The organism is Rahnella sp. P4_A8 (assembly GCF_056402435.1).
Genome location: NZ_JBFUHK010000008.1, coordinates 100146 through 119474, shown reverse-complemented (window position 1 = coordinate 119474; position 19329 = coordinate 100146). Strand labels below are relative to the sequence as shown.

At 52.9% G+C, this 19329-nt stretch carries 16 protein-coding genes; 9 read left to right on the top strand and 7 right to left on the bottom strand.

The genetic code is table 11. The annotated features are described in order from the left end of the window. Window positions 1-135: 135 nt before the first annotated feature. From yhdP to csrD, 7 genes are all read right to left on the bottom strand, one after another. Entirely contained in the window at window positions 136-3963 is a 3828-nt protein-coding gene (yhdP, locus tag AC1DUO_RS06840; protein ID WP_013577286.1) for an AsmA2 domain-containing protein YhdP, read from the bottom strand. A gap of 98 nt (window positions 3964-4061) precedes the next feature. Next, entirely contained in the window at window positions 4062-5531 is a 1470-nt protein-coding gene (gene rng / locus AC1DUO_RS06835) for a ribonuclease G (RefSeq protein ID WP_013577287.1), read from the bottom strand. After that, window positions 5521-6114, bottom strand: coding sequence for a Maf family protein (locus tag AC1DUO_RS06830; protein WP_013577288.1), 594 nt, complete (start codon window positions 6112-6114; stop codon window positions 5521-5523). Before AC1DUO_RS06830 ends, rng begins: the two co-directional genes overlap by 11 nt. A 7-nt stretch (window positions 6115-6121) precedes the next feature. Continuing rightward, window positions 6122-6610, bottom strand: coding sequence for a rod shape-determining protein MreD (gene mreD, locus AC1DUO_RS06825; protein WP_013577289.1), 489 nt, complete (start codon window positions 6608-6610; stop codon window positions 6122-6124). Continuing rightward, complete coding sequence (gene mreC, locus AC1DUO_RS06820) at window positions 6607-7614, bottom strand: rod shape-determining protein MreC (protein WP_013577290.1); 1008 nt, start codon at window positions 7612-7614, stop codon at window positions 6607-6609. The genes mreD and mreC overlap by 4 nt, the downstream gene beginning before the upstream one ends. A 255-nt stretch (window positions 7615-7869) precedes the next feature. Beyond that, window positions 7870-8913 (bottom strand): rod shape-determining protein MreB, encoded by a 1044-nt coding sequence (gene mreB / locus AC1DUO_RS06815; RefSeq protein ID WP_013577291.1) that lies wholly within the window; start codon window positions 8911-8913, stop codon window positions 7870-7872. Window positions 8914-9268: 355 nt separating this feature from the next. Further along, the gene (gene csrD / locus AC1DUO_RS06810) at window positions 9269-11203 is read right to left on the bottom strand and encodes an RNase E specificity factor CsrD (RefSeq protein WP_013577292.1); all 1935 of its coding nucleotides are present in this window, start codon (window positions 11201-11203) and stop codon (window positions 9269-9271) included. 316 nt (window positions 11204-11519) lie between these two features. On the opposite strand from csrD, the gene msrP reads away from it, so the two are divergent. The 9 genes from msrP to AC1DUO_RS06765 all read left to right on the top strand — a co-directional run bounded on the left by msrP (window position 11520) and on the right by AC1DUO_RS06765 (window position 19283). Beyond that, window positions 11520-12521, top strand: coding sequence for a protein-methionine-sulfoxide reductase catalytic subunit MsrP (gene msrP, locus AC1DUO_RS06805; RefSeq protein WP_013577293.1), 1002 nt, complete (start codon window positions 11520-11522; stop codon window positions 12519-12521). Between the two features lie 18 nt (window positions 12522-12539). Next, the gene (gene msrQ / locus AC1DUO_RS06800; RefSeq protein ID WP_013577294.1) at window positions 12540-13142 is read left to right on the top strand and encodes a protein-methionine-sulfoxide reductase heme-binding subunit MsrQ; all 603 of its coding nucleotides are present in this window, start codon (window positions 12540-12542) and stop codon (window positions 13140-13142) included. A gap of 241 nt (window positions 13143-13383) precedes the next feature. After that, window positions 13384-13836, top strand: a complete 453-nt coding sequence (gene aroQ, locus AC1DUO_RS06795) for a type II 3-dehydroquinate dehydratase (protein WP_013577295.1) — start codon at window positions 13384-13386, stop codon at window positions 13834-13836. Window positions 13837-13868: 32 nt separating this feature from the next. Continuing rightward, window positions 13869-14333: an acetyl-CoA carboxylase biotin carboxyl carrier protein gene (accB, locus tag AC1DUO_RS06790; protein WP_013577296.1), complete on the top strand. Its 465-nt coding sequence runs from the start codon at window positions 13869-13871 to the stop codon at window positions 14331-14333. 11 nt (window positions 14334-14344) lie between these two features. Next, window positions 14345-15694: an acetyl-CoA carboxylase biotin carboxylase subunit gene (gene accC, locus AC1DUO_RS06785; RefSeq protein ID WP_013577297.1), complete on the top strand. Its 1350-nt coding sequence runs from the start codon at window positions 14345-14347 to the stop codon at window positions 15692-15694. Window positions 15695-15779: 85 nt separating this feature from the next. After that, window positions 15780-16022: a YhdT family protein gene (locus AC1DUO_RS06780; RefSeq protein WP_015690529.1), complete on the top strand. Its 243-nt coding sequence runs from the start codon at window positions 15780-15782 to the stop codon at window positions 16020-16022. Then, on the top strand, window positions 16012-17457 hold the full coding sequence (gene panF / locus AC1DUO_RS06775) for a sodium/pantothenate symporter (RefSeq protein ID WP_119262146.1): 1446 nt from the start codon (window positions 16012-16014) through the stop codon (window positions 17455-17457). Before AC1DUO_RS06780 ends, panF begins: the two co-directional genes overlap by 11 nt. 43 nt (window positions 17458-17500) lie before the next feature. After that, window positions 17501-18385: a 50S ribosomal protein L11 methyltransferase gene (prmA, locus tag AC1DUO_RS06770; protein ID WP_013577300.1), complete on the top strand. Its 885-nt coding sequence runs from the start codon at window positions 17501-17503 to the stop codon at window positions 18383-18385. Window positions 18386-18530: 145 nt separating this feature from the next. Further along, on the top strand, window positions 18531-19283 hold the full coding sequence (locus AC1DUO_RS06765; protein WP_225444940.1) for a carbonic anhydrase: 753 nt from the start codon (window positions 18531-18533) through the stop codon (window positions 19281-19283). The last annotated feature ends 46 nt before the right edge of the window (window positions 19284-19329 follow it).

Below are 19329 nucleotides of genomic sequence, written 5' to 3'. Positions count from 1 at the left end.
TCACTCTCTTTTAGACGACAATCCGGCGTGCAGACTGTGGTCTACACAGTCTGCACGCCGGACAATCCATTGTTACAAGGTTATTAACAGCCTAACACAGCATGAACGAGGTTTCCTGCCACCTTCACGGTGGCGTTACTGTGCGGCGGCGGCTTTTGGATGTTCAACCGGTTTACGCAGAATTTCGTTGATACGGGGTTCTGCGATAGTGCCGTCAATCTGATAGCGGATAAGCGAGATTTTATTCCACAGCGGTGCCAGCACTTTACTGGCAGCGAAGACTGCAACGCCGACTACCGGGTTGATGACGAACGCCGTCGCCACACCTACTGTGGCGGAAATTTCCGGCGCAATGACCGCTTCGAGATCCAATTGCTGATTCACGAAATTGACCTTCCCGGTGATGGCGATATCTGCTTCCAGTCCGTCAACCAGCAGATCGTCGGTATGAAGTACGCCGTCTTTAATCCAGGCCGTGGATTTGATGGAGTCAAAATAGAAGCCCTGGCCAAAGGTATCGCTGAAATCAAGACGCAGTTTGCGCAGCAGCGCATCGAAGCTGACCAGTCGCAGCAATTGTCCGGCGCGGCCCGTGCCGACATCCGCAATTTCGCCTTTGCCCAGCGTGTTTTTCAGGGTGCCGTTCAGTGTGCTGATATCTGGCTTCCACGGCACGGATTTCCAGTGCAAATCAAAGTTAACGTCAAACGGCGCGCCTTTCAGTGGTGTAGTCACGCCAAAGAATGACATGGCCTGCTCAATATTCTTACCGGTCAGCTTGCCTTTCAGGCCGGTGTTTTCGCCCTGCCCGTTCTGCCTCCAGTCGCCCTGCACGTCGAGACGTGCCACGCCGGTATCTATCAGACCGTTACGCAGCATCAGTTGATCGCCTTGCGGTGTCAGGTCAGCATTCACTTTGCGGAAGTTCTGGCCGAGGAACCAGCAGGCTTCACAACGCAGTTGCAATGCCGGCCAGCTGGCAAACGAAATTTTTTCAGTAGCAAACGGATTACCGCCCGGCTGACCGCTGCTGGCCACATCCGCGACCGTCCATTGCGGATTGAAATAGACGTATTTCAGATTAGCCAGCCACGGACCGTTGTCATTCATGTTCAGCCTGCCATCGATTTCCTTACCTTTGGCAGTGACCTCCATGCCCTGATGCCCTTGTACCGAGGTGAGGGTCAGGTCATTCCAGACCTGTCCGCCCAGTGTCAGCGCAGGCGTTGTCAGGATAATCTGGTGCGGGAAGCTGAAACCGGCCAGTTTAGTAGTAGTGTCCTGCGTCGCTTTATCCGGTGACAGCAAACCCAGCCAGCTTTCACCATCAAGTGCGGGCAGATGGAGCGTCAGACTGCTGTCATCCGGCAATGGAGGCGTTTTTTTGCTGTTTGCCTGCCACGATGCGCGATCGAGTTTCAGTTGTTTACCCAGCAGCCAGCGGCTGTTGAAATGATCTTTGCCCGCCAGCACACCTTGCAGATTAAAACTGTGCAGGTCGCCTTTGACATTCACCACCAGCGGCAGCGGATGACCGGCTTTCTTGCTCAACGGATCGGGTAAGTGACTGCTCACATCTTTCAGATCGGCGTTTACATCGACGGTATAGGTCGGGGTGCCTTTGTGCGGCAGCGTAATATTGACGTCGCCTTTCCACGGTGTACCACCCGAAATTTTACTGGCTGCTGCCGCTGGCAAGCCGGGGATTTTGGACAGTTGCCAGTTGGCATCCAGCCCGACCTGAACCTTGAAATCATCCGGCAGTTCCTGCGTGCTGAACATCACGTTGACCGGTTGCCCGAACCAGTTACCGGTAAGCCGGTTACTTTGCAGGTTGCCGTTGTCATAACTGAACTGGCCACTGAGCTGACTGATTTTGCTGTTCAGCGGTTTAATAAACAGACTGTTGTTATTGAGCGTGACGCCACCGGATGCACGCACAAGTTCACCATCGAGCGGAATATCCAGATGTAAGCGACCATTCACTTCGCCGCCAATCTGCAATTCCTGTAGCGCGGAGCCCAGCGAGTCATGCAACGGCGTATCCATGAAATAATCGCCGATATCTTTCCCCTGCCCGCGCAGGTCCGCATCAATAAACAGTTTTTCTTTCAGGTAGTCAGGAATATTGGCAACGACATTGTTACCGTCCACATTGCCCAGTTTGGTGTGCGCGGCTTTCATAAACAGGCCGTCATTAAGGAAATCGAGATCGATATCCAGATCAGTCAGCGCTGGCCAACCTGGCTGGAACTCAAAGGTCGAGTGGCGTAGCGGAACCCACACTTCAAACTGCCCTTCGTTCTTTTTGAACGGGAAATGATGTGGATTGCCGTTGAAGGTCAGGGTGGCGTTATCCACCTGACCGGCCTTTATGGCACCACTGAGATAATTTACCAGATGTTTGCCCATCAGCGGTTCAGGGAAATAGCGCCAGGCCTGACCGGCGTCATACAGGCGAATACCGGCCAGGATATTCAGCCACGGGTCACCTTTGACAGGCTGGTTGTAGCGGAAATCGCCCTTCGCCCACAGCGCGTTGGCTTTGACATCTACGTCTTTACCCGACAATGACCAGCCATCTTTGCCGTTCTTCCAGTTAAAGGTACCGGTCGCCGCACTGATATCCAGAGGTGCGCGGAACATTTCGCCGTACGGCAGCAGGCTGTCTTGTAATTTCACCGTCATCTGCCCGCCCGCCACGCTACCTTTCAGGCCACCACTGAAATGATTGACACCCGGCAGCAGTTTCCAGCGCTGCCAGCTGACATCGCGCCAGTTCACATCAAAACGGGTCTGATCAGGCTGCTTTAGCGGGATATCCAGCGCGAGCCGATCAACGTTACCGGCGGGTTTTAAATCCTGCCAGCGCTCCAGTAAAGCCGGAGTCAGGAATGAGAAAGTCGGGATCACCGGGCCTAAACGTTCCAGTTGCAGATTGGTGCCACGGATGCGCAGCTCTTCACCCTGCGAGGGCCCGAGGAACTGGTTATTTTCCGGCAGATAAAGTACTTCAAGGCGGCCTTTCGGCCACGCCACACCATCGGTTTTCAGATTCAGCTGCTTCGTGCCAACCTGCCAGCCATTACCCTGACGGTTACCGTGTAATGTCAGATTATCGACATCGAGCTGGTGTTCCTCAGTGCCATTTTTCCAGGTGGCAGAGCCATTTTTCAGCAATGCGTCAGCGGCATAAATATCGCCACTACGCACCGTCAGCCACGCCGCAAGGCTGAAGTTAGCACTTTCCAGACCGGTATTATTGCGCAACCACCGGCTGAACCACGGTTTCATGTCGATATCATCGGCCTGAAGATAAATTTTCCCGTTATTGAGCAAACCATTGGTGTCGTTCAGATCCATACGCAACTGCACAATGCCGTGCTGCCCGTTAAAACTCGACAGGCTAAGCTGCCCTTCGGCGCGATGGCGGTTGTGGCTGTTCAGCCAGGTCATCTGAGGAATGTCGAATTCCGCCCGTGGACCGGAAGGCGTCAGGAAGGAAATGCGGCTGTTGCGCAGATCGAAATGGTCGACCTGTCTGAGGAAAATATCACTGACGCGGTTTGGCTGGATGCCGTTGCCTTTATTGCTTTCGCCACCCAGCGTGCTGTTTAAATCCAGCTGCAAATTGTAAAAAGTAAGGTCGCGGAACTGCCAGCGGAAATGCAGCAAGGATTGCCAGACGTCCAGCGCCAGGGTAATGCGCTGAACCTGCCACTTTGAGTCCGGTAATGTCACCTGTAGGCCTCGGATCTCCATGATCGGGCCAAAGGTTTTCCAGCTGGCGCTGACTTGCGATAACTCGATCGGTACGCCCGTGACCGCCTCGACTTTCCCGACCAGTTGATCCTGGAAGCGGGTCAACTGAGGCAATGCCAGACGCAAGCCACTGATCACCAAAGCCACTATCACGACAAGGGTTGCGCTGGTGGTTAATAAAATACCGGGCAGTCGCCTCAAACTTCTCTCCTTGTTTTCCATTCCATGCTGGTTTTCACCCGCACAGACGGCAATGGAAACCTTTAACTTCTTGATGCTTCAGACGAATAGCCATCGGATCACATCATGACGACGTCAAACTGTTCCTGACTGTAGAGCGGCTCGATCTGCACTTTCACCTGCTTGCCGACGAAGATTTCTACTTCGGCCAGTGCATGGGATTCTTCTCCCTTGAGCGCTTCCCCTACTGCGGCAGATGCGTAAACCAGGAAACGGTCAGAATCGTAGGCGTGATGCACGCGCACGATTTCACGCAGAATTTCATAGCAGACGGTTTCAACGGTTTTCACCGTGCCGCGTGCATGACAGGTCGGACAATCGCTGCACAGCACATGTTCGACGCTTTCGCGGGTACGTTTGCGGGTCATCTCTACCAAACCAAGGGCGGAGAAACCGTGAATACCGGTTTTCACGCGGTCTTTCGACAGCGCCTGCTCGAGGCTGTGCAGCACGCGACGGCGGTGATCTTCATTCGACATATCAATGAAGTCGATAATGATAATGCCGCCGAGATTGCGCAGCCGTAGCTGACGGGCAATGGCCTGCGTCGCTTCGGTGTTAGTGTTAAATATCGTGTCTTCCAGATTACGATGGCCGACAAACGCACCGGTATTAATATCCACGGTGGTCATGGCTTCGGTCTGATCGATAATCAGATAACCGCCGGACTTGAGTTCCACCTTGCGCTCGAGCGCACGCTGGATTTCGTTCTCCACATCGAATAGATCGAAAATAGGCTGCTTGCCACTGTAATGCTCCAGCTTGCTGGTCATTTCAGGCATGTATTCGCTGGTGAATTCGACCAGCAATTCATACGTCAGGCGGGAGTCAACGCGGATGCGGTCCAGTGCTTCACCGGCAAAATCACGCAGCACACGGTGCGCCAGTGCCAGCTCACCATACAGCTTGCATTTGGTTTTGTTGCGACGCTTGCGCTCCATCACCTTGGTCCACAAGCGTTTCAGGTAGGCCGCATCTTGTTTGAGTTCTTCTTCACCCACGCCTTCGGCTGCGGTACGAATAATATAGCCGCCGTGCTCATCACAATATTCTGAGACGATACGTTTGAGGCGATCACGCTCGGCTTCGCTTTCAATACGCTGCGACACGCCAACGTGTGACGCACCAGGCATGAACACCAGATAGCGGGAAGGCAAGGTAATGTCAGTCGTCAGACGCGCACCTTTGGTGCCCAGCGGATCTTTCACCACCTGCACCATCAGATCCTGGCCCTGATGCACCAGTTCTGCGATGTCACGCACGTGGAAATTTTTCTGCTCGTCACGCGCCACACATTCGGTGTGCGGCATGATGTCTGAAGCATGTAAAAATGCGGCTTTTTCAAGGCCGATATCGACAAATGCTGCCTGCATACCCGGCAGAACACGGCTGATACGCCCTTTATAAATATTGCCGGCAATCCCGCGCTTGGTCTCGCGCTCAATATGGATCTCCTGCAGAATGCCACCGTCAATGTAAGCCACGCGGGTTTCAGACGGGGTGACATTGACCAGTAATTCAGCTGTCATGTTTTCTCCTAAGCTCGCGTAAGGCAGAAAATTCATTGAGCAGTTCCTGAGTTTCCACCAGAGGAAGGCCCACAACTGCATAGTAACTGCCGCGAATTTCACGGACGAAACAACCGCCCTTTCCCTGAATACCATAAGCGCCCGCTTTATCCATGGGCTCACCGCTCAGAATATAATGTGCAATATCGTCGGAGGATAGTGAACGGAAAGTGACATCGGTCACAACCAACGTATTGAGGCATTCCTGCCTGTCGGCAAACGCAATGGCGGTCATCACCTGATGCTGTCTGCCAGACAATGCCTTAAGCATAACAGCGGCTTGCGCTTCGTCACGTGGCTTTTCCAACACTTTACCGTCGAGGACTACAATCGTATCTGCGCCAAGCACCGGCAAATCCTCTGCCGCGACCGTCACACCGGCCTGTGCTTTATCTTTCGCCAGCCGTAAAACATAATCTTGCGGGGCTTCGTCAGGCTGACGCTCTTCTGCAACCTCAGTCACCAGACGCTCAAAAGGCAGTTCCAGCAAGGCCAGTAATTCACGGCGACGTGGTGACCCGGAAGCCAGATAAAGTGCGGTCATAACATCCTCATTGCACAGCAAACTGACGACGAATTTTACGCATCAGCAGGAACAGCCATGGCCACAGCACACCGTCGACCACACTGCTCCAGAAAACTTCAGGCCGGAACGACACATTGACTACCAGGAATTCTCCCCAGAACACCATGACGTCCACAGCCAGCGAAAGCACCATAACAATCAGCGCTTGTTGCCACAGAGCCAGGTTACGGAATAACTGGAATTTGAACGCGACCAGGTAGGCGGTAATGGCAAAAGCCAGCGCGCGAATACCCAGGGTCGATCCCAGGATCAGATCCATAATAAACCCGACAACAAAACCGGTACCCACGTTGACGCGATGCGGTAATGCCATCACCCAGTAAATCAGGATCAGCATCAGCCATGACGGCCTGAACATATAAATCTGTTCAGGCCACGGCATCACCTGCAATAACATGGCTATTAAGAAGGATAGCCAAATAATCCAGCGTCCGTGGCTCCGGTAGCTGTTCATTGCGTCGCTCCCTGCACAGCAGGCGTGCTAACCGGTGTCGTTACCGTACCCGTTGCCGGTGGAGGAACAGGAGCTGGCGGCCCCATATCTCCCGGAGGTGGCAACACTTGCGGCATCATTTGCATCAGGCGTTCATTGGCCACGCGATGAACTTCATCCGGCGGTAAAGGATGCTCGCCATTACGGTCAGAGCCCCATAGTAACAGCAGGTAACGCAGACGTTGCAGACCGGCGGTCGGACGCGCCTGAATGACGGTATACGCACGCTGATTATCAACTTTAACCGAAGATACAACGCCGACCGGATACCCTTCAGGGAAACGTCCACCCAGACCTGAGGTGACCAGCACATCACCGACACGAATATCGGTGTTGCTTGGTAAGTGTTCAAGTTGTAAGTCATCAGCACAGCCGCTACCGGCAGCGATAACGCGGATGTCATTACGCAGCACCTGAATCGGCAACGCATGTGAAGCATCACAAATCAGCAGCACACGGCTGGTCAGCGCGGCAACAGCGATGACCTGGCCAACAACGCCTTTATCGCTGATGACGGGTTGCCCGATATACACACCGTTGTTGCTGCCTTTGTCGATGACGATCTGATCGCTGTAAGGATCATTGCTGGTGGAGAGAACCTGCGTCACCATTTTGTGCTCGTCCTGACGCAACGGCGATCCCAGCAGCTCGCGCAAGCGAGCATTTTCTTGTTTGTATTGGCCAAGCAGCATCAGGTCGCTGTTTTTCAGCAACAATTCCTGACGCAAAGCGCGGTTTTCAAGTTCCAGCTGGCCACGGGTGGCAAACGTAGAAGAGACCTGATCTAAGAATTCACGCGGGGCATTGGACAAAAAATAGAAGGGACTGACGGCAGTATCCATATAGGTGCGGATTTTAACAAACGTACCTATTTTACTGTCGGCAACAATCAGGACAATGGCCGTGAGAATAGCCAAAAAAAGTCGCAGTTGCAGGGAAGGTCCCCTGCTAAAAATTGGCTTCATAAAATATGCGAGTTCCTCGGCAACAGAAAGTTTCAGCCAGTCGAAGTAAAGACCTCACCTGACAGAAACGGCGGCAATCTCATGGGATAGCCAAAACACTGGCAGAGCTTTATCGCTCAGCCAGTGTTTGCACGGATCCACATTGAACACTGCACACTTCGCGTTGCAGGTTTTACCTGACGGACAACCACCTTCCCGGGCAGACTATTCTTGCTTGCAACAAGACTTGTTTGAATCAGCAAGTCTTCGCTGAGATTACTCTTCGCTGAATAAGTCGCCGCCGTGCATGTCGATCATTTCTAATGCTTTACCACCGCCACGGGCGACGCAGGTCAGTGGATCTTCTGCGACAACAACAGGAATACCCGTTTCTTCCATCAGCAGGCGATCAAGGTTACGCAGTAATGCGCCACCGCCGGTCAGCACCATGCCGCGCTCGGAGATGTCGGAAGCCAGTTCTGGCGGACACTGTTCCAGTGCAACCATCACCGCGCTGACGATACCGGTTAGCGGCTCTTGCAATGCTTCGAGAATTTCGTTGGAGTTCAGCGTGAAACCACGTGGAACACCTTCAGCCAGGTTACGACCGCGCACTTCGATTTCGTGAACTTCATCACCCGGATAGGCAGAACCGATGCTGTGCTTGATACGCTCAGCTGTTGCTTCACCGATCAGTGAACCATAATTACGGCGTACGTAATTAATGATAGCTTCGTCGAAACGATCGCCACCGATACGTACAGAAGAGGAATACACCACGCCGTTCAGGGAGATCACGGCAACTTCTGTGGTACCACCACCGATATCCACCACCATTGAACCGGTCGCTTCGGATACCGGCAGGCCTGCACCGATTGCCGCAGCCATCGGTTCTTCAATCAGGAACACTTCACGCGCGCCTGCACCTTGTGCAGATTCACGGATAGCACGGCGTTCAACCTGAGTTGCGCCGACTGGCACACACACCAGTACACGCGGGCTTGGGCGCATGAAGCTGTTGCTGTGAACTTGCTTGATGAAGTGTTGCAGCATTTTCTCAGTCACGAAAAAGTCAGCGATAACGCCGTCTTTCATTGGACGAATAGCGGCAATATTGCCAGGAGTACGACCCAGCATCTGTTTCGCGTCGTGACCAACAGCAGCAACGCTTTTAGGTGAACCAGCACGATCCTGACGAATAGCCACAACTGATGGCTCATTCAGCACGATGCCTTGTCCTTTTACATAAATGAGGGTATTGGCGGTACCCAGGTCGATGGACAAGTCGTTGGAAAACATGCCACGAAATTTCTTAAACATAACGAAGGGATAATCCTGCTAGCTGGGGGCGAAAAATAAAATCCGCCTACTTTACCAACCACGCGAAGCAGCGACAAGGCGCAAAAACGTCCTGCTTCCGTGAAAATTGTCCGTGATGTCGCCATTCACTTGCGGTGACTTTTTGAGGCTGATGGCACTGCGAAATAATTCTGTCTCGCAGGCTCGGTTTACCTCGGGCAGGCACCCAGGCGAAGTAGCAACACCACACATAAATTCTTACACTTTTACCAACATCTTCCATCCATCTGCGGTCTGAGTACAAACACCGGAAACCAGACAAGGGCGTAGGTCAAAAGCTGGCTCATTCTACGTTAAATAATGCATTAACGGTCACTTAAACATCGCGGTTGTGTGAATATTTTTTACCGACCGGTTCAACAGGCTCCGGACCGGCAAAAAAATCGCCCTGCCCGCCGTGGATCCCGCTTTTCAGCAGGACAGCCCACTCCTCTTTTGTGCGCACGCCAGAGGCAAATACCAGCGCCTGAGTCCCTTCGCATGCACTGAGTAAGCTTTGTACAAAGAGCTGATTTTCAACCCTTTTATCAATATCACGCACTAACCCCGGGTGAAGCTTAACTCTCTCCACCGGGAAAGTTTTCAGATAGGAGGTGCTGACCACCGTCAGTCCGGCTTGCGAAACGGCCAGACGACAGCCCAAACCCTGTAACAATCTGATCGCAGGACGCAGGCGGTCGGTATGTTGACAGAGATCCGCCTCAGCAAGTTCAATCAAAATTCGATTTCGTTGTGTTCTTTCGCACTGCAGCAAGGTATCGCGCAGCCAGCGAACAAATGAGCGCTGCAATAATGAATCAACCGTCAGGTGAAATGCTAACGTTTCATCCGGCCAACGGTTAAGTAACGGAATAATCTGACTTAACATGACCCGGTCAAAGCTTTGCGACAACCCGAACTGAACCACCAGCGGGATAAACTCCGCAGCCAGCAGTTCCTGCTCGCCGTCGAAGACACGCCGCTGCACCTCACGGTGATCCGGTTTGTTGTCCCGGGTGAAGGCGGGCTTCTGATAAAGGCGCGGGCCGCCGCGCGCCAGCGTGTTTTCCAGCAGGGTCCGCCAGCGCACGCTGCCGCGACCTTTTTCCGGCACATTTTTATCATAGATAAACCAGCTGTTACTGCCCTGGAACGCCGCATGTCGCGTCGCCTGCTCGGCCATGTCCATCACCTGATCCGGCGTCTGACCGAAACGGTAGGCGCTGATACCGATGTACATCAGCGCATCGCGGTCAATTAGCGACGAGGTCGGCAGGACGCCGAGCGCATTGACTAATTGTGAGGCCATCACTTCCGCTTCCTTTAAGGTGCGGTGTGGCAACAGCACGGCAAAATCACTGTGGAAATAACGTGCCAGCAGCGCATCAACATGGCGCATCACGAACGTCGATAACAAATTCACCATCGCCGAACGCAGTTCTTCGACCACTGCCTGACCGTGCGTTTCGCGCATGGTGTCGAAATCCGGCAAGCGCAGTAACATCAGCACACCGTGCGCACCCTTTTCTTCCAGTTGCGTCGCAAGCTGATTATCAAAGAACAGGCGGTTACTGAGGCCGGTTTGCGCGTCCTGCTGAGCATAAGCACGGATCAAGGTATCCACGCGGCTGCGCTGCTCACGTGCTTCATTCAGATCCCCTAGCAGACGATCTATTGCACTGCTGGCAGAATGCGGCCATTCGCCCACATGACCGGACAGCCCTTCTCGTTCGCCGCGTAATATTCTGACCGCGCGGTCTTCCAGCTTTTCCACACCGTCCGTTTCCTGACGTAACCAGCGAAAACTGAGCAGCAGCATAGCGAGCATGACCAGAATGGCGATCCCAATCGTGAACGTAGAACGCAGGGAGCGGATGTAACTGCTGACAGGATCAACATAGGAAATGTGCAGCGACATGGCGTGGTTGTGCATCAGCGGGATAATGGCAGTGTCATATTCCGGCATCACGCTGTCCCACGAGCGGTGTACATCCGGACGCTCGTGGTATTCAAAAACGGTGGTGTTATCAAGTTTGACTTCGATATCCGTGACATCAAGCATACGCATAGCCTGAGGCATCCAGCGTTGGGCATCTGCGGGGGGATGCGTCAGTAATGCCTGATCATAAGTCGTGGCAAGTGCCTGAAGATGTTGTTCGGTATCTTGTTTGTTCAGATAGATAAAGCTGAAAGTGACGCCAAGCAACATCAGTAACATTGCCAGCGCAACTAACATCGTTATCAGTGCCGATAGTCTGGTAGTAAATCGCATCCCTGTGCCTTACTCGCTACGGTGAGGGGGAAACAAACCCTTTCTCTGAGCTTGCCACGAAAAAACGCCGCTACTATAAAACAGAAAAATGCGATGAAAGGAGAAATTTTCGAAAGAGTCATTCGCATACATTCATAGCATAGCAACACAAAAACCAATCAATTCGTAATTCTTATATAAATGGTAAGCGCCTCCTCAATGTCTGCGGCAAAATGCGCTTTTTTAGCGTGATATCTCGCAAAGCGTCCGGTTTCACGCCATGCTTTGTTTATAACCATAAAAATGAATCACGAAAATGAGAATGCCGGAGAAGGCTATGTTCAAACCCCGCAAACTAACCGAAGCAGACGTCACACCCGAAAGTATTTTTTATGACCGGCGCAAAGTTTTACAGGCACTGGGGATCAGTGCCGCGGCACTCGCTGTTCCCCAAAATGCACGCGCAGATATCCTTTCCTGGTTCAAAGGCCATGACCGCCCTGCCGCGCCCGCCGGTAAACCGCTGGATTTCACCAAACCCGCTGCTTATCAAAATGACCTGACACTGACCCCCGAGGACAAAGTTTCCGGCTACAACAATTTCTATGAATTCGGGCTGGATAAAGCTGATCCGGCCGCCAACGCCGGGCAACTGGTTACCTCGCCGTGGAAATTAACAATAGAAGGCGAAGTTGCTAAACCGATGACGCTGGATATGGATGACATCATGAAGCGCTTCCCGCTTGAGCAACGTATTTACCGGATGCGTTGCGTCGAAGCCTGGTCGATGGTGGTGCCGTGGATCGGTTTTCAGCTGAGTGAGATTCTCAAACTTGCCGAACCGACCAGCAAAGCGCGTTATGTCGCGTTTACTACCTTATATGACCCGGAACATATGCCGGGGCAGAAAGACCGGTTTATCGGCGGTGGACTGAATTACCCGTACGTTGAAGGATTGCGTATAGATGAAGCGATGAACCCGCTGGCGATGATGACGGTCGGCGTTTATGGCAAAGCACTTCCGCCGCAAAACGGCGCGCCCATCCGCCTGACCATTCCGTGGAAGTACGGTTTCAAAGGCATCAAATCCATCGTGAACATCAAATTTACTCAAGATGAGCCGCCGACAACCTGGAACCAGATTGCCTCCAACGAATACGGGTTTTACGCCAACGTGAACCCGCATGTGGATCACCCGCGCTGGTCGCAGGCAACGGAACGGTTTATCGGTTCCGGCGGCTTACTCGACGTGCAACGCCAGCCGACATTGCTGTTCAATGGTTATGCCGGGCAGGTAGCATCGATGTATCACGGTATGGATTTACGTAAGTTCTATTAAGGAAGAGGCGGTTCAGTTATGCGTCGTTTAAGCCCTGCCAATATTACCGGGTTGAAAGTGATCATCTATCTTTGCGCCATTTTGCCTTTTTTCTGGATTGTGCTTTCGATTAATCAGGGCGGGTTCAGTGCCGATCCCGCCAAAGATATTCAGCATTTTACCGGTAGGATGACTCTGAAATTTTTGCTGGTGACATTACTGGTCACGCCCGTCGCACGCTATGGCAAACAGCCATTACTGATCCGCACGCGCCGTTTGCTGGGGTTGTGGTGTTTTGCGTGGGGAACCTTGCATCTTCTCAGCTATTCATTCCTGGAGCTTGGGATCAACAATATCCGCCTGCTGGGAAGTGAACTGATATCGCGCCCGTATCTCACCCTCGGTATCATCTGCTGGATCCTGCTGCTGGCACTGGCCTGCACCTCCACCGTGTGGGCACAACGCAAAATGGGATCAACCTGGCAAAAGTTGCACAACTTCATTTATCTCATCGCCATACTTGCGCCGATCCACTACCTTTGGTCGGTAAAAGTGCTGTCGCCACAACCGGTGATTTACGCAATACTTGCCGTCATCTTGCTGGCATTCCGTTATAAAAAATTCCGCCAGTGGCTGCGATAAGCCGTGGAACTTTTGGCCCGGTTGCCTCTCATAATTTCGACAATTGCACCCACTTTGACCGGCCGAGGGTTGATTATCTTCGCTGATAAGACCAGTATTTAGCTGCGAATTGCCACGATATCATTATAATGCCCGACCTCATGCCGAAGAGACGGGCCGATTTGCCGCGAAATAGGTGACAAACCGGTGACATCAGGGTATTTTCTACAATCTTTGTCTAATTGCCGGAGATAGGCTCACAATGGCGCATAAGTTTGACATTTTGCTACTGAACGGTCCTAACCTGAATTTGTTAGGCACCCGTGAGCCTGAAACGTACGGACACACCACGCTCAACGATATTGTTAAAGGTTTGGAAGTGCAGGCTGCTGCTGCTGATGTAGCACTGAGCCATCTGCAATCCAATGCAGAACATGTCCTGATTGAACGTATTCATCAGGCACGCGGAAATGTCGATTTCATCCTGATCAATCCCGCGGCCTTTACCCATACCAGCGTGGCGCTGCGCGATGCATTACTGGGGGTGTCGATTCCGTTTATCGAGATCCATCTGTCGAATGTACATGCCCGCGAAGCGTTCCGGCACCATTCCTATCTTTCCGACATCGCAGTGGGCGTTATTTGCGGACTTGGCGCAGATGGCTACCACTTTGCATTACAGGCAGCGGTTAACCGCTTGTCAAAAACCCACTAATTTCTACGCAAAAAGAGTACGGAATCACACCCATGGATATTCGTAAAATTAAAAAACTGATCGAACTGGTTGAAGAATCAGGCATTTCTGAACTGGAAATTTCTGAAGGCGAAGAATCAGTACGTATCAGCCGTGCTGCACCTGCGCAGGCTTATCCTATGATGCAACAGGCTTACGCTATGCCTGTACAACAACAGCCAGGTCTGGCTGCTGCGGTTGCGCCAGCAGCTGCGCCTGCAGAAGCAGCTCCGGCTGCAATCAGTGGCCATATCGTTCGCTCACCGATGGTAGGCACCTTCTACCGTACGCCAAGCCCGGACGCTAAAGCCTTCATCGAAGTGGGCCAGAAAGTGAACGCCGGTGATACCCTGTGTATCGTTGAAGCGATGAAAATGATGAACCAAATCGAAGCAGACAAATCCGGTGTTGTTAAAGCAATTCTGGTAGAAAGCGGCCAACCGGTTGAATTCGACGAGCCGCTGGTCGTCATCGAATAACGAGGCGTACCATGGTAGATAAAATTGTTATCGCGAACCGCGGCGAGATTGCTCTGCGTATTTTGCGTGCCTGTAAAGAAATGGGCATCAAAACCGTTGCTGTGCACTCTACCGCTGACCGTGACCTGAAACACGTGCTGCTGGCAGACGAAACCGTCTGTATCGGTCCTGCACCTTCAGTAAAAAGCTATCTGAACATCCCTGCCATCATCGCTGCGGCGGAAATCACTGGCGCGGTGGCTATCCACCCGGGCTACGGTTTCCTGTCCGAGAATGCCGATTTTGCAGAGCAGGTTGAGCGTTCTGGTTTTATCTTCATCGGCCCGAAAGCTGAAACTATCCGCCTGATGGGTGACAAAGTTTCTGCGATCCAGGCGATGAAAGCGGCTGGCGTACCTTGTGTACCTGGCTCTGACGGCCCGCTGGGCGATGACATGGATCAAAACCGTGCCTTCGCAAAACGTATCGGCTATCCGGTCATCATCAAAGCTTCTGGCGGCGGCGGTGGTCGTGGTATGCGTGTTGTACGCGGCGACAAAGACCTCGAACAGTCCATCAACATGACCCGTGCGGAAGCTAAAGCAGCTTTCAACAACGACATGGTTTACATGGAAAAATACCTGGAAAATCCACGTCACGTGGAAATTCAGGTACTGGCTGATGGTCAGGGCAACGCCGTTTATCTGGCTGAACGTGACTGCTCCATGCAGCGTCGTCACCAGAAAGTCGTTGAAGAAGCGCCAGCACCGGGCATCACGGAAGATCTTCGTCGTTTCATCGGCGAACGTTGTGCCAAAGCCTGTGTGGATATTGGCTACCGTGGCGCAGGTACTTTCGAGTTCCTGTATGAAAACGGCGAGTTCTTCTTCATCGAAATGAACACCCGTATCCAGGTTGAGCATCCGGTTACCGAGATGATCACCGGTGTGGATTTGATCAAAGAGCAGCTGCGCATTGCGTCAGGCCAGCCACTGTCGATCAAACAAAGCGAAGTGAAAGTCAAAGGCCATGCGGTGGAATGCCGCATTAACGCGGAAGACCCGAACACCTTCCTGCCAAGCCCAGGCAAAATCACCCGTTTCCACGCACCTGGCGGCTTCGGTGTTCGTTGGGAATCGCACATTTATGCAGGCTACACAGTGCCTCCGTACTACGATTCCATGATCGGTAAACTGATCACTTACGGTGAAACCCGTGAAGTGGCCATTGCCCGCATGAAAAATGCGCTGGCAGAACTGATCATCGACGGCATCAAAACCAACATTGAACTGCAAATGCGCATTATGGACGACGAGAATTTCCAGCATGGTGGCACTAACATCCACTATCTTGAGAAAAAACTCGGTTTGCAGGAAAAATAAAAAAGACCGTACCGTTGCGTACTCTCTTATCAAGGCCGGATATTCCGGCCTTTTTTACGTTTTGAGGGGAGACAAGTAAATGGCGTTGGACAAACGTTTCTTACAAGCCAACCGTGAAGCCCGATGGGCTTTTGGGCTGACGATTGCTTATCTGCTGGCATGGAGTTTTGCCGCCTATATTCCTGACGATAAACAGGGCATCACCGGCCTGCCGCACTGGTTCGAAATGGCCTGTCTGCTGGTACCGCTGATATTCGTTCTTTTAAGCTGGCTGATGGTTCGCGTGATTTACCGCGATATTCCGCTGGAGGACAGTCATGCAGACTGAAGTCTTATTGCCACTGATTGCCTATTTGCTGCTGGTTTTTGGGTTGTCTGTTTATGCATATACCCGCCGCGAGCAGGGCAACTTCCTGACTGAATATTTCCTCGGCAACCGCTCCATGGGCGGCTTCGTGCTGGCCATGACCCTGACCGCCACCTACATCAGTGCCAGTTCCTTTATCGGCGGCCCCGGTGCCGCCTACAAATTTGGCCTTGGCTGGGTATTGCTGGCAATGATTCAGTTGCCTGCCGTCTGGCTTTCACTCGGCGTACTGGGTAAAAAATTCGCCATTCTGGCGCGCCGCTATAATGCGGTCACGCTGAACGACATGCTGTTTGCCCGCTACCAGAGCCGTCTGCTGGTCTGGCTGGCAAGCCTGAGTCTGCTGGTGGCATTTCTGGGCGCGATGACCGTTCAGTTCATCGGTGGTGCACGCCTGCTGGAAACAGCAGCCGGTATTCCTTACGACACCGGACTGCTGATTTTCGGCATCAGCATCGCGCTGTATACCGCGTTTGGCGGCTTTCGTGCCAGCGTGCTCAATGACGCCATGCAGGGACTGGTGATGCTGCTCGGCACCATTTTACTCCTGATCGCTGTCATTCACGCGGCGGGTGGCCTGCACAGTGCGGTGGATAAGCTCCAGCAAATCGACCCGAAACTGGTATCCGTGCATGGCGGGGATGACGTCCTTTCACTGCCGTTTATGGCTTCTTTCTGGGTTTTGGTGTGCTTTGGCGTGATTGGCCTGCCGCATACCGCCGTGCGCTGTATTTCCTACAAAGACAGCAAAGCGGTACACCGTGGCATTGTGCTCGGCACTATCGTGGTCGCCATTTTGATGCTTGGTATGCATCTGGCGGGTGCGCTGGGGCGTGCCATTTTACCTGATCTGAAAATTCCCGATCAGGTGATCCCGACGCTTATGATCACCGTGCTGCCGCCCTACGCCGCCGGGATTTTCCTCGCGGCACCGATGGCCGCCATTATGTCGACCATCAACGCGCAGCTTTTGCAATCATCTGCGACTATCGTTAAAGACTTGTACCTCGGTATTAAACCGGAACAACTGGCTAACGAGCGCAAGTTAAAACGCTTCTCAAGCTGGGCCACCTTTATACTGGGATTACTGGTCTTACTGGCCGCATGGCGTCCGCCGGAAATGATTATCTGGCTGAACCTGCTGGCGTTTGGCGGGCTGGAAGCGGTGTTCCTGTGGCCGCTGGTGCTCGGTTTGTACTGGGAGCGGGCGAACGCCACGGGCGCACTGAGCTCAATGATTGTTGGCGCGGTTTGTTATACCCTGCTCGCCAGTATTGACCTGCATATTGCCGGTCTGCATCCGATTGTGCCGTCGCTGTTACTGAGCCTGCTGGCGTTTTATGCCGGCAATAAGTTTGGTAAACAGCCACGCGAAAACGTACTCAAGCCGTCCTGATCGGGCGGCACTGATTTTACAGATTGTTAAGAAGAGAATGGCTATGCCTTGGATCCAACTGAAAATTAATACCACCGGTAACGACGCGGAAACGCTGAGCGACGCGCTTATCGAAAGTGGCGCCGTGTCCGTAACGTTCCAGGACACCCACGATAATCCGGTCTTCGAACCGCTGCCGGGCGAAACCCTGCTGTGGGGTGATACCGACGCCATCGGCCTGTACGATGCGGAAACCGACATGGACGAAGTGATCGTCATGCTGGAGAACGAACCTCTGCTGGGCAAAGGTTTCGTGCACAAAATCGAACAACTGGAAGACAAAGACTGGGAACGCGAATGGATGGATAACTTCCACCCGATGCGTTTTGGCGAACGTCTGTGGATTTGCCCGAGCTGGCGCGATGTGCCGGATCCTAATGCCGTAAACGTGATGCTGGATCCGGGACTGGCGTTTGGTACCGGCACCCACCCGACCACCGCGATGTGTCTGCAATGGCTCGACAGTCTGGATCTGACCGATAAAACCGTGATCGACTTCGGTTGCGGTTCCGGCATTCTGGCGATCGCCGCGCTGAAGCTGGGCGCAAAACACGTGGTTGGGATCGACATCGATCCGCAGGCAATTCAGGCCAGCCGCGATAACGCCGAACGTAACGGCGTATCAGAGCGTCTGTCGCTTTATCTGCCGAAAGACCAGCCTGATAACCTGTCAGCCGACGTGGTGGTCGCCAATATTCTCGCAGGCCCTCTGCGCGAACTGGCGCCACTGATCAGCGTGCTGCCGGTAGCAGGTGGCCATCTGGGGCTTTCCGGCGTACTTGCCAGCCAGGCGCAAAGCGTAGCGGATGCCTATAAAGACCAATTCGAACTGGATCCGGTGGCCGAGAAAGAAGAATGGTGCCGTATAACCGGTGTTAAAAAAGCCTGATGTCAGCCTCCCGCTTTTTCTGTTTGTGCAGAAAGAGCGGGTTTTCCCCCAAAATCCTTTTCCGGCCTTTTCCCGTATTTCTCCTGCCGCCTAAACCCCTTACACTTCGCAAGGTTTATTACTCAGCAAATGAAAGGGATAACTCTTGAAAGGAACAATATTGTCTGCCGCGCTGGCTGCACTTACGCTGTCAGTTTCTGCACAACCCGCCTTCGCAAACGAAGCGCCACACTGGTCATATGATGGCGACGCCGCCCCGCAAAACTGGTCAAAACTCAGCCCTGACTTCCATCTGTGCGAGCAGGGCAAAGCACAGTCGCCTATCGATATCAAAGAGGCGTTAGAGGTGCACCCTCGCCCGCTTAAACTCAGCTATCAGTTACCGCCGGTGAATGTCATTAATAACGGCCACAGCGTGCAGGTCAATGTTCAGCAGGGTGATTTTGCCACGCTGGACGGGGATAAATTCGTCCTCCAGCAATTCCACTTCCACTCTCCGAGCGAAAATACCCTCAACGGTAAATCTTTCCCGATGGAGGCGCATTTTGTTCATATGGATGCTGACGGTGAAATTGCGGTGATTGCCGTAATGTTTGAAACCGGCAAAGCTAATGCCGAGCTGGAAAAAATCTGGCAACAGATGCCGGAAAAAGCGGGCGAATCTGTCACGCTGAAAGAGAAAGTCAGTCTTGATGGCCTGCTGCCCACCGATCTGACGCATTATCGTTTCAGCGGATCGCTGACTACGCCACCTTGTACAGAAGGCGTTCGCTGGCTGGTCGTTAAACAACCTCAGACGCTGTCTGAGGCGCAGCTGAAGAAATTCCAGCATGCGATGCATCATGCGAACAATCGCCCGGTACAAGGACTGCATGGCCGCGTGGTAGTGGCAGAGTAATTCCGTACTGCAGATTAAGGTGCAGAACCTGTTTCTGCATCTCTTT